We start from the raw sequence: 14798 nt of genomic DNA, 5'->3' as shown, positions 1-14798 counted from the left end.
CAGCTAAACATGCAAACCCTCAAATATACCCGAGGGGGCCGCTTGACTCCCTCAGGCCGCGCCAGTATCAAGTTGTAGGCCTAACCCTACAATTGGATGCCATGCACCAGTCTCAGTCAAAACCAAGTCCCGCACTGTCGTTGTCGGATCTTCCCGCTCCCGATGTCGTCATTCGCCGGCTGAAACACCCCGGACGCTGGATCAGTGGCGGTCTCGTCATCCTGCTTCTGGCGGTGATCGGACGCGCCTTCGCCGTCGGGCAGATCCAGTGGACGGTGGTCGGCGAGTTTCTGACGGCCGGTGTCATCATCACCGGTTTCGGCTGGACGCTGCTCATTTCGGCCTGCGCGCTGGTGCTCGGCGTGCTGCTCGGCTTTGCCTTCGGCATCATGCGGCTCTCGGAAAACCCGATCCTGCGTTTTGCCGCCTGGCTCTATGTCTGGATCTTCCGCGGTACACCGGTTCTGCTCCAGCTTCTCATCTGGTTCAACATCGCGCTGATCTTTCCGAAGCTCTACATCCCAGGTCTTATTGACGCCCGCATGGTCGATGTGGTGACACCCTTCGTCGCCGCGGTTCTCGGTCTCGGCGTCAATGAAGGGTCGTACCTCACGGAAGTCGTGCGCGGCGGTATCGGTTCGGTCGACAAGGGTCAGAAGGAGGCGGCCCACACTCTCGGCATGACGCCCGGGCAGACGATGCGGCGCATCATCCTGCCGCAGACCCTTCGGCTGATCCTGCCCGTGCTCGGCAACAGCGCGATCGGCATGCTGAAGTTCTCTTCGCTCGCCGCCACCATCGCCATGGGCGAGATGCTGAACGCGGCCCAGCGCATCTACTTCATCAACGGCGCCGTCATCGAACTGCTGTTTGTCTGCGCCGTCTGGTATCTGGCCGGAACCACGGTTCTGTCCATCGGCCAGTATTATCTCGAACGCCACTTCGGCCGCGATGCCGCAACGACAACCACCGAACGCCGCTGGTTCAAAGCCTGGGCGCGTCGTCCGGCCGTCACGGGTGAAGCATGACACTTGCAGTTAAAGCGGTCGGTATCCGCAAGAGTTTTGGCAATCACGAGGTGCTGAAGGGTCTCGACCTGGACGTCGCCTATGGCGAGGTTCTCTGCATCCTCGGACCCTCGGGCAGCGGCAAGAGCACGTTCCTGCGCTGCATCAATCACCTGGAAACACCGAATGGCGGCTACGTGTGGGTGGACGGCGCGATCATGGGCTACGAGCTCAACCGCGGCGCGCTGCAGGAATTGCCGGTCAAGCGACTGCGCGCCCAGCAGAGCCAGCTCGGCATGGTGTTCCAGCACTTCAATCTGTTTGCGCACCGCACCGTGCTCGGCAACGTCACCGAGGGACCGATGGTGGTGCGCGGTCTCAGCCGCGCCGAGGCCGAAGCCCGCGCCATGGCCCTGCTCGAGCAGGTCGGCATGGCGGCCAAGGCATCGAGCTACCCGTCGCAGCTTTCCGGTGGCCAAAAACAGCGCGTGGCAATCGCGCGGGCGCTCGCCATGGAACCGCGCGTCATGCTCTTCGACGAGCCGACCAGCGCGCTCGATCCGGAGCTCGTCGGTGAGGTGCTGGAGGTGATGCGCAATCTGGCGCGCGGCGGCACGACGATGATCGTCGTCACCCACGAAATCGGCTTCGCAAGAGAAGTCGCCGACCGCGTCGTGGTGATGATCGACGGCGAAATCCGCGAGAACGGCGCACCTCAACAGGTCCTTAGCAATCCCGGTGATGCGCGTGTGCGCAGTTTTCTGAGCCGCGTGCTTGCCTGACGACAAGAGTTCAAAAAAGGGAGAACAGGAAATGAAACGATTGCTGCCGATGGCTCTGGCGCTTGCCTCCGCCACCTTCATCAGCCTTGCCGCAGGGGCTGCTGCCCATGCCGCCGACGAGAAGCTGGCCGCCGCCCTGCCGGATGCCGTGCGCGACACCGGCAAGCTGAACGTCACGATCAGCCTTGCCTATCCGCCGATGGAATACAGCGACGCCGGCTCGACCGAACTGAAAGGCTTCGACATCGATCTTGCCAAGGCGATCGCCGAGCGCCTCGGCCTGACGGCGGAATTCCAGAACGTCGAGTTCCCGCAATTGATCCCGCAAGTGGTCACCGGCCGCTCCGACCTGATTATGACCGCCTTCTCCGACAAGGTGGAACGCCAGACGCAACTGGACTTCATCGACTACTTCAAGACCGGCAACGTCTTCTATTCGACCGCCGACCACCAGGGTGAGATCAAGGCCGAGGCCGACCTCTGCGGCAAGACGGTTGCGGTCGCGACCGGAACCAGCTGGGTCACCTGGGCGGAAAACCTTGGCAAATCCATCTGCCCGGCCGACAAGCTGATCACCGTCATTCAGATCCCGACCCAGGCCGAACACATCATGCAGATCCGCCAGGGGCGTGCCCAGGCTTCCGTCATCGGCCTTGAAGGACTGCTCGACCTGATGAAGCAGGAGCCGGACAAATTCTACCAGATCGGTGAGGTTGGCGAGATCAACCACTACGGCATTGCCCTTGCAAAGGCCAACACGCAACTGCGCGATGCAATCAAGGGCGCGCTCGACGCCATGAAAGCCGACGGCACTTATGCACAGATCCTCGACCGCTACGGCTTGAAACAGGCGGGTGTCGAGGAGTTCAAGATAAACGGAGCCACGAAGTAACAGAACCGCGCCGGAGCCTGCCTTGACCCATCCCCCTATGCCAGACGCCTCAACCGCAACGGGCGAACGCCCTGACGATCGACTGTCGCGGCTGCGCCTCGATCTCTATTCGAGCGAGCAGCTTTACCGGCAGCTCTATCGGGCGCTGCGCGCCGCGATCCTGAGCGGCGACTTTTCCGAAGGTGAAGCCATTCCCTCGGAGAACCAGTTGCGCGACCAGTTCGGCATTGCCCGCACGACTGTGCGCAATGCGATGGCGCTTCTGGTTTCGGAGGGCCTCGTCCAGCAGGTTCGCGGCCGCGGCACAATCGTCTCGCACCGACCGATCAGCCACAACATCTGGAACTTCGGCAGCTTCACGGAGCTTGCCCGAAAACAGGGCCAGCGCCCGGTGACGCAGGTGCTGGAGCACCGGGCAGACAACGGCCAACTCGTGCTGGTGCGCGCCCGCGGGCTTGCCAACGGCGACAGCGTGACATGGCTGAACGTCGACACGTCCGAGCTCGATCTCGCCCTTTATCCCGGGCTTGATCGATACGACTTCGCGTCGCAATCCCTCTACGAGGTGTTGCGCCGCGACTATGACCGTCACCCCCTGCGTTCGGAACTGCTGTTGACCGTCGTGCCGGCTTCCGATCGCCTGCGGGAGGTCTTTGCCCCGGCGCAGGACGTGCCGGGCTACCTTTGCGCCAGCGGGGATGTGCTCGACGCGGACGACCGGTTGGTCGAGCGCACGTCGATCGTCTACTCGCCGGCAGTCCAGATGAAATTTGCAACGCGCTGGGGCCGCGAGACCGCGCCGCACGGCGTGCAGGAGACATGACATGAGCCGCTTCGGCGACACCTTTACCATCCAAAAACCGATCCTCGGCATGCTGCACCTTGCCGGTGACGGCGCTCAGGCCAAGCTTGCCCAGGCCGAAGAGGAAGCCCGCATCATGGCCGGCGAAGGCGTCGATGGGCTGGTGGTCGAGAACTATTTCGGCGATGCCGAGGATGTCGAACGGGTGCTAGAGCGGATCTTCCACCTCGACCTCGGAACGCGCATCGGTGTCAACGTCTTGCGCGACGACTCCCGCGCCTTCGCGCTCGCGCGGACCTATCCGGTCTCGTTCATCCAGGTGGATTCCGTCGCTGGCCACCTGCCGCCCGAAGCAGACGTCCCCTTTGCGACCGAACTTCAGACCCGCCGCGACGGTGTGACGGCCCTGCTCCTCGGTGGTGTCCGGTTCAAGTACCAGCCGGTCCTATCAGGCCGGCTGGAGGAGGAAGACGTGCGCATCGGTGCGTCGCGCTGCGACGGGCTGGTCGTCACCTCGGACGCGACCGGCCAGCCGACCGACTTGGAGAAGGTGGCGCGATTCCGCGCTGCGACCGGTGGCGAGACGCCGCTCCTGATCGGCGCCGGCCTCACCGAAGCCAACGCCACCGAGCAATTGGCTCAGGCCGACGGCGCCGTCGTCGGCAGCTGGTTCAAGCACGATCACAAGGACACCGGCCGGGTCGAAGCCGCCCATGTCGCAGGCTTGATGCGTGTCGTGCGCGCGATAAGGAGTGCGGCATGAACGTCGTCCACGCCCGGCCGGTGACCCCGGACAATTTTTCCCGCTACGGCCGGGTGTACGACCTGACCGGTGACACGGACGGCAAGGTCGTCTGGACTGTCGGCGACGGCTGGAACGACGGCTTTACGAAAACGCCGTTGATCGACGGCCGCGGTCATCTCGGCATCACCCGTGGCGGACAAGCGCCCTGGGACTGCCGCGCGATGGAGCGGCACCCGCTGACCGAAGAGGCGATCTTCTGTCTCGCTGAACCGGTTGTCCTTGCGGTTGCGCCGGCGTCGGATGGCGAAGCACCTGATCGCGACGAGATCGAAGCCTTCGTCATCGCGCCCGGGCAGGCTGTCGTCATGGATCGCAATGTCTGGCACGATGCCTGCCGCGGCGTTTCCGGCCCCGCACCCTATTACTGGATGGCCGTCTGCGGCCTCGGCGAAAGCCCATGGGTAGCAGTTTCGGGCGGTCCGATAAAGGTGTCGGCGGCAGCGGGCACGGGACTAACCTTATGACTGCATTCTTCATTGGCGATGTCGCCCTCGACGAATACTACACCGCCGACCGCTGGCCCGGCCGCGCCGACAAGGGCATGGTCAAGGAGCTTCCGGCCGAAGCCGGCGGCTCCATCGCCAACGCCGCCGTCGTGCACGCCGGTCTTGGCGGCGATACGCAGTTCATATCGCTGCTCAACGACAGCCCATTGTCCGAGCGCCTGATCGCCGATCTCAGGCAAAATGGCGTCGGCGTCGATCACATGCTGATCGATCCGGCCATTCCGGAATCGCGCAACTTCATCTTCCTCGTCGAGGGCGAGCACATCGTGCTCACCGTCGAGATGGGCGAGCAGCCGATGTGGCTTTCAGGCGCCAGTCTGAAAGCGTTGCGCCAGCCGGGTTACCTCTACACCACGCTCTATCGCGTCCGCCGTCTGCACGCCAAGACGCAAAACAGCGTTCTGAAGCAAGCCGATCTCCTCAGGGACCTGCATTCCAACGGGCGCCGGGCGATCTTCGATCTCGACGTCGGCGGCTGCACGCCCGAGGACATGCCCTATCTGACCGGCGCGGCTGTCGTCATCTTCAACCAGATCGGTTTCCACACCGCTTTCGGCCACGACGACATCAACCTCATCGGCGACTGGATGCGAGAGCACCAAATCGACCGAGTGGTGCGGACGCTGGCCGCCGACGGCGCGGAGGCTCGCAACCATGAAACGGTCTTGCGCGTGCCCGGCTTTACTTTGAAAGTCGTCGACGTGACTGGTGCCGGCGACACCTTTGGTGGAACGCTCACCTGGTGCCTGTCGCAGGACCAGAGCTTCGAGGAGGCGCTCGACTTCGCAGTCGCGGCCGCTTCGCGCGCCGTCACCATCCATGGCCCGCGCGCAGGCAAGGCGACACCCGAAGATGTCCTTGCCTGGCGCCGGCGGCACCGCCACCAGGATCGCTGAACTGGCCTCATGGAGCGCACACGAACCGCAGGCCCTGCGGTTCTCCCGAACCATGACAAACACAAGCGTTTGGCCGATCACGGGGCGCACCTACCCGGATTTCCCGTCGCCGTTTGCATCGATCACGACGCGTACCGGCCCACCGTCTGGTCGTGCGGCATCGGCGGGAGGCCGGGCGCAGAAGGCCATCGAAGGTAGCACGCGGCGATCGAGCCGCAGGACACTCCTCGAGCCCGTTGGTGTGTCAGCTTTGCGATATCAGTTTGCTCGAAGGGCTGCGGCGATGGTCGCATATATCGTTTCGACCTCGTCCTTGCCGATCGTCAGAGGCGGCGACAAGACGATCGTGTTTGCGACCGGACGAATGAGCACGCCGCGTTCGAAGCAGAATTCATAGACCTTCTTGGCGAGTGTCTTGCCGACGGCGGCGTTTTCGCCAAGCTCGATGCCCGCAAGCAGACCGAGGTTGCGGATGTCGACGACACCGGGCAGCCCCTTCAGGCTGTGCGCACATTGCTCCCAGTGCGGTTCGAGCCTCGCTGCCCGCTCGAAAATCCCCTCGGAAACATAAACGTCCAACGCCGCCAATCCGGCGGCGGCCGCCAGCGGATGGCCGGAATAGGTATAACCGTGGGAGAGTTCGACCGTACCTGGTGCCGCCTTTGAGGTAATCGCATCGTAGATGCGATCGCTGGCAATGACGCCGCCCATCGGAACCGCGCCATTGGTCATGCCCTTTGCCACCATCAGTAGATCGGGCTTTACCGAAAAGCGGTCGGCCGCGAAAGCATGGCCGAGCCGACCGAAACCGGTGACGACCTCGTCGAAGATCAACAGGATGCCGTGGCGCGTGCAGAGTTCGCGCAGCCGCTCGAGATAGCCGACCGGCGGAACGAGAACACCGGTCGATCCCGCGACCGGCTCAACGATGACGGCAGCAATCGTCGATGCATCGTAGGTCGCGATCATCTGCTCAAGCGCATCGGCCAGCTCTGCCCCGTGCGGCGGCTGACCGCGGCTGAAGGCGTTCTTCGCCGGATCATGCGTGTGCGGCAAATGCACCGTGCCGGGCAAGAGCATGCCGAACTGCTTCTTGTGCGGGCCCATGCCCGCAGCCGACAGGCCGCCGAAACCGACGCCGTGATAACCGCGCTGACGCCCGACGATGCGCTGGCGCTGCCCTTCACCCCTCGCATGATGGTAGGCAAGCGCGATCTTGAGCGCGGTATCGGCCGCTTCCGAGCCGGAATTGGTGAAGAACACGCGGTTCATGCCTTCTGGCGCAATCGACGTTAGCCGGTTGGCATATTCGAAGACCAGCGGATGCCCGAGGCCGAACGAGGATGCGAAGTCCAGCCGCGCCGCCTGTTTCTGGATCGCCTCCACGATGCGCGGATGGCCATGGCCAACGTTGACGCACCAAAGCCCGGCGATAGCGTCCAGCAGGCGGTGGCCGCCGCTGGTGAAGTAGTAGAGCCCTTCGGCACGGGAGATGAATTCAGCATTCACCTTGAAGTCCCGGTTGGCCGTAAATGGCATCCAGTAGGCATCAAGGTTGTTCGGGCCGGGCGTGGTGAGCGTATCCATGGCATGTGGACCTTCTGTGAATGGGCAGGGCGCGCGCGAGGCGACGGCGACCAAGGTTCAAGCGGCAATTTCGTCGCGATAGGTCGGGTAGCTCTTGAAGCTCGGATTGTCGGCCGGCAGCACCGCGAGTTCCATTTCACCTGCCGCCGGCCGCATCACGATGGTCGCGACTGTCGCCGAGACATGGCCGCGGGACGAACGATGCGGCGGACGGCAGACGGCGTAGGGATAACCAAACTTGTCAGAAAGCGCGGCTTTGACCTCGGCGACGCCGATCTTGTCGGACTTTTCGAGAATGCGGCGAACGCGCCAGTCGCGGTAAAAACTGTCCGACCAGCTTGAATGAGCCTGCTCACGCAATTTCAGAAGCGCCGTTTGGCTCTGCCAATGGTTGGCATGCACGATGAGATCGTTTTCCGGATAGATGTTGAACGCTTCGTCCGGTGCGCATTCGAAGCTGACGGCAAAGCCATCCTTGTGGCTCACGATGATGTTGTTCGACGCCGACTTCCTCGTTCCGGCAACGGCACGCATGGCCATCGCCAGATGTTCCTGTTGCAGGACCATGCGCCGGATGAGTGCTAGCGGCACGCCGTCGCCGGCAAAGTCGCGGTCGCTCTCGAGATAATTTGCCGTGACGGCGATGCCCTTGTCGTTCATGCCGCTGCGTGCAAGGCCACCGGCCTCCGTGAACGTCTGATAGGACGGACCTTCATCCGGCTTGACGCGCAAGACGATCGCCGTCTCCGCGCATTCTGCCATCCAGTCCCAGTTCTGCGCGTGCACGAGCTCTCCCGTGGCGCTGCGCTCAGGCAGGACAACGACACCGGTGCAGCCGTCGCCGGAATGCTCAGCCCTCGCAGCCTGGGTCCTTCGTGCCCTCGCAAGGATCTCAGTACGGGCATTGATGAGGACGACGTGCTCGAACGGCAAGTCCGCACCTTCGGAGATACCCTTCATCTCCACCACGAAGTTTGGGTCGAATGCCTCGATGAGCGGTACATAGCCGGCAACGATCGACTTCAGGTCGTCGGGCAAGACCCCGAGCGTCGCAAGCCGACCAGCATACAGTTCGACGCTGCGACGCACACGGTCCTTCGCCTGCTGCCCATACTGACGCCCGCGCTCGAGCGGAGTTCCTGAGATCGAAACGAACGGAAACGGTGCGGCGGTCATCTGTCTTCTCTTTCACTCTATGTTGCGTTTTGTGTGGTTAAAATGCACTGTCACAAGGAATTGTCCAGAGGAAATCGAACAGCTATGTCAGAAGCGCACCCCAAAGACCGACCAGACCCTGGAGCCAGTTGATGAGCACGGTAAGCACCCCGAGCGCTTTGCAGATCGACATTGCCCGGCAGATCCTGCTTCAGGCACAAAAAGAAGGCTGGCGGGCAGGTCATCCGATTGTCGAGAAGACCCTGGCAACAATGTTTGGCGTATCGCGCACACCGATGCGGGCCGCTCTCGAAATCCTTGCGACCAAGGATCTCGTGCGCCTCATCCCCAACAAAGGCTTTGTCGCCGCCACCGATCTCGGCAACGGCACCTACATCGAGACATTCAGTGAGAGCGAAACGGAGCGCCTCAAGCAGCAGATCCTGCGCGACCGCTCTGTCGGCACCATTCCGCAGGAAGTGTCGGAAAATGAGCTGACGGAACGCTACGGCATTGCGCGCGGGACGATCCGCAAGGCGTTGACGCAATTATCCTCCCAGGGCCTCATTCACCGCCAGCGCGGCCACGGATGGGCGTTTGTCGATTCGCTCGACAGCGCAGAAAGCCTGGCCGAAAGCTATCGTTTTCGCATCGCGATCGAGCTTGCAGGCCTTGCCGAGCCGAACTACCGCGCCGATCCGGATGCGCTCAGGGCCCTCATTGCCGAACATGAAAGCATGTTCGACCAGATCAATGCCGCCGGCAGCATCAGCCGCGACAGCTGGTTAAAACTGAACGCCTCCTTCCACGAGACACTCGCCACCTGGTCCGGCAACCGCTTCATCCTGCAATCCGTGCGCATGCAGAACGACCTCAGACTGCTGCGCGAGTCCTCGGTATTCGATCGGCTCCGGCCCGAGCGCATGGAGAGGTCGCTGAAGGAGCACATCCAGATCCTCCGGTATATTGGCTCCGGCGAGATCGAATTCGCCCAGCTTGCGCTGCGGCGCCACCTTGAATCGACGCTGCAGAAAGTCGAGGACCGGATCCGCAGCGAAAGATAACGCCTGCCGAGAGCGCATTTACCCCCCTTTTGGGGAGGCCGAGAAGGTTTGCGATTTTTCGTATTGCATTATGATCACACAAAAGGCACAGTTCGCTCAACCGGAAAACCGGGCAGACCACAAAGAGGAGAACTGAGGTGAACCGTAGACAGAGACTGGCCGCGTCGGCCGCAGCACTAGCGCTGACCTTGGCCTGCGGCCCGGCCGCAGCAGAAACGCTGAAAATCGCACTCAATGCCGACATCCGCAGCCTTGATCCGGGCGTCAACCGAGACGCCAACAGCGACGCCGTCGTGTTGCACATAGTCGAGGGTCTCGTTGCATATAGCGAGGACGCCTCGGTAAAGCCGCTGCTTGCCAAGGAGGTCGCTGTCTCGGACGACGACCTGACCTACACGTTTAAGCTCAGGGATGGCGTCAAGTTCCATAATGGCAACGTGCTGACTTCGGCCGACGTCGTCTGGAACTGGAACCGCTACATGGACGAAGCTACAAAATGGCGATGCCGCAACGACTTTGCCGCGGGCGGCGCCGCCCATGTCGTATCGGTCACGGCACCCGACGACAAAACCGTCGTCTTCAAGCTCGAAAAGCCGAACGCCCTCTTTCAGGCAACGCTTGCCAGAACCGACTGCGGCATGACCGGCATACTCGACAAATCATCGTTTAACGCCGACGGCTCGTTCAACGTGCCTGTCGGCACCGGTCCCTTCCGGTACAAAGAATGGCGTAAGGGCGAATTCATCGACCTCGAAGCCTTTGCCGACTACGCGGTACGCAGCGAAGAAAAGCGGGACGGCTACACCGGCGCCAAGCGTCCGCTTGTCGAGGCCGTCCGCTTCGCCGTCATTCCCGACCGCTCCTCCGCCAAGGCTGCGTTGCTCAATGGCGACATCGATATCGTACCGGACGTTCCCTATGCCGATGTCGAGGAGTTCAAGCAGAACGCCGATACCGCCGTTTCGCTGGCGACCAATCCCGGCATCGTCGCGCTCCTGTTGCAGACGCGCGATCCGCTGCTCAAGGACATGCGCATCCGCAAGGCCATCGCCATGGCTCTTGACACCAAGACCATGGTCGAGGGAATTACGCTCGGTCTCGGCAAGGCCAACAACTCGCTGATACCGCCGACCTCAAAATACCACTCCCCAGCCCAGACCCAGGGCTACAGCTACGATCCCGCGGCGGCAAAGGCGCTGCTGCAGGAAGCCGGTTACAACGGCCAGCCGATCAAACTCATCGCCAATACGCGCTACTCCAACACCTACGATGCGGCAATCGTGGCACAGGCAATGCTGCAGCAGGTCGGAATATCCGCGGAACTCGAAGTGCTGGAGTGGGCGGCACAACTCGACCGATATCAGAGCGGCAACTATACGGCGATGGTGTTTCCCTATTCGGGACGCTACGACCCCGCACTGACCATGGACTCCGTCATGGGCAACAAGGACAAGGAGCCGCGCAAGGTCTGGGACGATCCGGACGCGCAGGCCATGCTCGCCGACGCCGTGCGTTATTCCGACCCGGCCAAGCGCCAGGAGCTTTTCGACAAGCTACATGCGCGCTTCCTGGAAACCGTGCCCTTCATCATGCTCTATAACGGGCTCGAGGCTTCGGCCTACCAGAAACACGTCCAGAACTACGCGGCCTCGATCTTCTCCATGCCGAGGGCGTGGGAAGTCACGATCGCCGAGTAAGAGAGTTCGCTCGAGATGCTGCGCTTCATCCTTTCGCGGATAGGAATGGCCGTTCCGACGGTTTTCCTCGTCGCCGTCGTCGTCTTCTTCCTGATACGCCTTGTTCCGGGCGACCCGGCAGCATTGCTGCTCGGCGACATGGCGTCGCCGGAAAGTGTCGCTGCCTTGCGCTCGGACCTTGGACTCGACAAGAACATCCTGACGCAGTTTGCGATCTGGCTGACCAGCGTCCTGCAGGGCGATTTCGGGACGTCGATCACTACGAAGGAGCCGGTGACCCATCTCATCATCGAGCGTTTCAAGGTCAGCGCCGGCATCGTCCTCGTTGCCGTCGCCCTTGCCTCGCTGGTCGCCGTTCCGGCCGGCTTCATCGCCGCCCTCCGCCAGAACTCCAGACTTGATTTCACCCTTGTGTCGATCGCCGCGTTGCTTCTGTCGATCCCGACCTTCTGGCTCGGTCTCGTCATTCTGCTCATCTTCGGCCTCAAGCTCGGATGGTTGCCGGTGGTCGGCTACGTCTCCGTCGCCGAAGACCCGAGCCGCGGGCTGCTCTATGTGCTGATGCCGATCCTCACGCTCTTCCTACACGAGATCGGCGTGCTTCTGCGCATGGCCCGCGCCTCGGCGCTCGAAGTTCTCAGGCTCGACTACATCACTCATGCGCGCGCCAAGGGCCTGCCCGAGCGAACGGTGCTGTGGCGCCATGTGTTCCCCAACGCCTTTGCGCCGACGCTGACGCTGATCGGCCTGGTGCTTGGCAACATGCTCGGCGGTATCGCCGTCGTCGAAACCGTGTTCACAATCCCGGGTCTCGGGCGGCTCCTCGTCGATGCGATCTTCGGCCGCGACTATCCGGTCATTCAGGGATGCCTGCTCTTCATCGCGGTCATCTACGTGCTGGTCAACCTGATCGTCGACCTGTGCTACCCGCTCTTTGATCCGCGAGTGAAAATCACATGAAGACCCTTTCTGCCAATGCGCTGGTTGGCGGCCTGTTCGTCGGCGCCTTCGTGATCGTCGCCTGCCTGGGCTCCGTCTGGACGCCCTATGATCCGATGGCGCTCGACATGAAGGCACGCCTCGCCGGCCCCTCGGCCCGGCATCTGCTCGGCGCCGACGAATTCGGACGCGACGTGCTTTCCCGCTTGATGCTCGGCGCGTCGGCGAGCGGCATCGTCAGCCTTGCCACGGTCGCGATCGCAACTGTGCTCGGCACCGCGCTTGGCGCCATCTCAGGCTATGTCGGCGGTTGGACCGATCGGGTGCTCGTCGCCGTCACCAATGCCCTGCTCGCCTTTCCCGGCATCCTGCTTGCGCTTGGGCTGCTTGCGATCTTCGGCGCCAACAAATTCGGCATCGTGCTGGCGCTTGGCATTGCCTACACGCCGTCCGTAGCAAGGATCGTTCGGGGCACAGTGCTTTCGTTGCGGGAGAAGGAATTCATTGACGCCTCCCGGATTGCAGGCGATTCCGAGATCTACACGCTGCTGCGCCATATCCTGCCGAATTGCATCGCGCCGCTGACGGTCCTGACAACGTCGATGTTCGGGTGGACACTTTTATCTGAAAGCGCGCTTTCCTTCCTCGGCCTCGGCGTGCCGCCACCGGCCCCGACCTGGGGCAACATGCTGGCCGCTGCCCGCCCCTACCTCGCCCAGGCGACCTGGCTTGCAATCTTTCCGGGCCTTTGCATCTCCGTTGCGTTGCTCGGGATCAATCTGCTTGGCGATGCGCTGCGGGATAGGCTCGATCCGAAAATGAGAGGCACGCAATGACCCAGCTAGCACTCCTGACCGTCGAGCAACTCGTGCTCGGCACCTCGGCTGCGATGGCACCACCCGTCGTCGATTGCGTCAGCCTCACTCTTCGCGCTGGCGAACGCATTGGCATCGTCGGCGAATCCGGTTCGGGCAAGTCGATGTTGATGCGCGCTGTCATCGGCCTTCTGCCGCCCGGGATCGTCAGGCGCGGGGGCTGCGTCCGGTTTGCCGGCCGCGATATGAGCGGGCTTGCGCCGGACGACCTGCGTAAGCTGCGCGGCAAGAGCATCGGGCTCATCTTCCAGGAGCCGATGACCTCGCTCAATCCGGCGCTCACCATCGGCCGCCAGATGGAGGAAGGTCTGGCGCTGCACACGACAATGGACGCGTCAGCGCGTCAAAGCGCAATCCTGGCGATGCTGAAACGTGTCGGCATTGCCGATCCGGACGCAGCCGTCCGTGCCTTCCCGCATGAGTTTTCCGGTGGCATGCGGCAGCGCATCATGATTGCCTCCGTCATGCTGCTCGAACCGGCGCTCTTGATCGCGGACGAGCCGACGACCGCACTCGACGCCGTCGTGCAACGTGACGTGCTGGAACTGCTGCATGCGCTGGTCGAAGAGAAAGGCACCGCGATGGTGCTGATCAGCCACGACATGGCGATGGTGGCGCAATATACCGATCGCGTGCTGGTCATGCAGAAGGGTGTCTGCGTCGAGGAAGGGACAACGGCCGAACTCCTCCGCATGCCGCGGCACGACTACACCCGGAAACTTCTTTCGGCCCTGCCGCGCCGCGCGCCGGCGCGTGCAGTCGCACCGAATGCTCCGCTCGCCAGCGTCAGAAATATGAAGCTTGCCTACGGCAGCGGCACGGGCGCAAAGCCTGTCTTGCATGGCATCGATCTCGATATCCATCCTGGAGAGATCGTCGCGCTGGTCGGGGGGTCCGGCTCCGGGAAGACGACGCTTGGCCGCATCATCGCCGGGCTGCTGCAACCGGATGAGGGCACGCTTACCTTCCGCGGACAGGTGGTCAATCGCAAAAGCAGCGGCTTCGCCGACTACCGCGCCAATTGCCAGATGGTGTTTCAGGATCCCTACTCTTCGCTCGATCCGCGCATGCGGATCCGCGACATCGTGGCAGCGCCGCTCCGGCACGAAAAATCGATGCGCGCCGCAGACCGCCGTGCGCGGGTCGATGAGGTGCTCGCCGAAGTGGGTCTCGCTCCGCAATTCGCCGAGCGATTTCCGCATCAACTCTCCGGTGGGCAAAGGCAACGTGCCGCCATCGCCCGCGCGCTTGCTCGCTGGCCCGACCTTGTCATCGCCGACGAGGCGGTCTCAGCGCTCGACCTGACCGTAAAGGCCCAGATCCTCACCCTTTTGAGCAAACTGCAGCGAGAACAAGGTTTTGCATGCCTCTTCATCTCCCATGACCTGGGCGTCGTAGAGCAGATCGCCGATAGAGTTGTGGTCATGCACAAGGGCGTTATCGAAGAACAGGGCAGCCGCGACGAGATCTTCGACCGCCCATCCTCGGCCTATACGCGCAAGCTCCTGTCTGCCGTACCGATGCTGACCCCGGCGGCCGGCGGAGGCATCGATCTCGTCTGGCGCGCCGCTTGACGGGAGCTGCTCGCGCCACAAAAACTTAAGTCGTCGCGCCTGGCGCCTTCGGCTTGGGACCCGGTGGCCGCATCGCTTTCCAGTCAAGGTCGCCTGGCCAGGCGACCTGTTCCCCATCGACCTGATCCTACGGCATCGCGCTCAAAGCGGCGAACTTCATTCAGTAAAGGGTTTCCCATGGCTCACTACCCAGACATCCTGCTTCATATCGACGGCG

14 protein-coding genes are annotated in these 14798 nt (G+C 62.6%); 12 read left to right on the top strand and 2 right to left on the bottom strand.

All coding sequences use genetic code 11. The features are described from left to right. Positions 1-101: 101 nt before the first annotated feature. From ASD01_RS10215 to ASD01_RS10185, 7 genes are read left to right on the top strand one after another with little or no spacing between them, the layout of a single operon-like run. Positions 102-1028: an amino acid ABC transporter permease gene (locus ASD01_RS10215; RefSeq protein WP_034803346.1), complete on the top strand. Its 927-nt coding sequence runs from the start codon at positions 102-104 to the stop codon at positions 1026-1028. Further along, positions 1025-1789, top strand: a complete 765-nt coding sequence (locus tag ASD01_RS10210; RefSeq protein ID WP_060519003.1) for an amino acid ABC transporter ATP-binding protein — start codon at positions 1025-1027, stop codon at positions 1787-1789. Before ASD01_RS10215 ends, ASD01_RS10210 begins: the two co-directional genes overlap by 4 nt. Before the next feature lie 31 nt (positions 1790-1820). Beyond that, entirely contained in the window at positions 1821-2681 is an 861-nt protein-coding gene (locus ASD01_RS10205; protein ID WP_060519001.1) for an ABC transporter substrate-binding protein, read from the top strand. Between the two features lie 22 nt (positions 2682-2703). After that, a complete protein-coding gene (locus tag ASD01_RS10200) occupies positions 2704-3504 on the top strand; it encodes a GntR family transcriptional regulator (RefSeq protein ID WP_127890328.1) in 801 nt (266 codons plus the stop codon). Position 3505: 1 nt separating this feature from the next. Then, on the top strand, positions 3506-4246 hold the full coding sequence (locus ASD01_RS10195; protein ID WP_034803342.1) for a BtpA/SgcQ family protein: 741 nt from the start codon (positions 3506-3508) through the stop codon (positions 4244-4246). Continuing rightward, positions 4243-4752 carry an ureidoglycolate lyase gene (locus tag ASD01_RS10190; protein ID WP_051659646.1) on the top strand — a complete coding sequence of 170 codons (510 nt, stop codon included), beginning with the start codon at positions 4243-4245 and terminating at the stop codon, positions 4750-4752. Before ASD01_RS10195 ends, ASD01_RS10190 begins: the two co-directional genes overlap by 4 nt. Beyond that, a complete protein-coding gene (locus ASD01_RS10185; protein ID WP_060643903.1) occupies positions 4749-5690 on the top strand; it encodes a carbohydrate kinase family protein in 942 nt (313 codons plus the stop codon). The genes ASD01_RS10190 and ASD01_RS10185 overlap by 4 nt, the downstream gene beginning before the upstream one ends. Positions 5691-5948: 258 nt before the next feature. On the opposite strand, the gene aptA is transcribed toward ASD01_RS10185, so the two are convergent. Beyond that, positions 5949-7277, bottom strand: coding sequence for an omega-aminotransferase AptA (aptA, locus tag ASD01_RS10180; RefSeq protein WP_060518995.1), 1329 nt, complete (start codon positions 7275-7277; stop codon positions 5949-5951). Between the two features lie 57 nt (positions 7278-7334). Next, positions 7335-8453, bottom strand: coding sequence for a C45 family autoproteolytic acyltransferase/hydolase (locus ASD01_RS10175; RefSeq protein WP_060518993.1), 1119 nt, complete (start codon positions 8451-8453; stop codon positions 7335-7337). 131 nt (positions 8454-8584) lie between these two features. On the opposite strand from ASD01_RS10175, the gene ASD01_RS10170 reads away from it, so the two are divergent. The 5 genes from ASD01_RS10170 to ASD01_RS10150 all read left to right on the top strand — a co-directional run bounded on the left by ASD01_RS10170 (position 8585) and on the right by ASD01_RS10150 (position 14581). After that, positions 8585-9496 (top strand): GntR family transcriptional regulator, encoded by a 912-nt coding sequence (locus tag ASD01_RS10170; protein ID WP_063979510.1) that lies wholly within the window; start codon positions 8585-8587, stop codon positions 9494-9496. Between the two features lie 137 nt (positions 9497-9633). Then, positions 9634-11193, top strand: coding sequence for an ABC transporter substrate-binding protein (locus tag ASD01_RS10165; RefSeq protein ID WP_060518989.1), 1560 nt, complete (start codon positions 9634-9636; stop codon positions 11191-11193). Positions 11194-11208: 15 nt separating this feature from the next. Then, complete coding sequence (locus ASD01_RS10160) at positions 11209-12153, top strand: ABC transporter permease (protein WP_034803329.1); 945 nt, start codon at positions 11209-11211, stop codon at positions 12151-12153. Continuing rightward, complete coding sequence (locus ASD01_RS10155; RefSeq protein ID WP_060518987.1) at positions 12150-12968, top strand: ABC transporter permease; 819 nt, start codon at positions 12150-12152, stop codon at positions 12966-12968. Before ASD01_RS10160 ends, ASD01_RS10155 begins: the two co-directional genes overlap by 4 nt. Then, positions 12965-14581 (top strand): dipeptide ABC transporter ATP-binding protein, encoded by a 1617-nt coding sequence (locus ASD01_RS10150; protein ID WP_060518984.1) that lies wholly within the window; start codon positions 12965-12967, stop codon positions 14579-14581. Before ASD01_RS10155 ends, ASD01_RS10150 begins: the two co-directional genes overlap by 4 nt. The last annotated feature ends 217 nt before the right edge of the window (positions 14582-14798 follow it).

The organism is Ensifer sp. Root423 (assembly GCF_001426275.1).
Lineage (GTDB): Bacteria > Pseudomonadota > Alphaproteobacteria > Rhizobiales > Rhizobiaceae > Ensifer > Ensifer adhaerens.
This window is presented reverse-complemented; position numbering and strand designations above follow the sequence as displayed.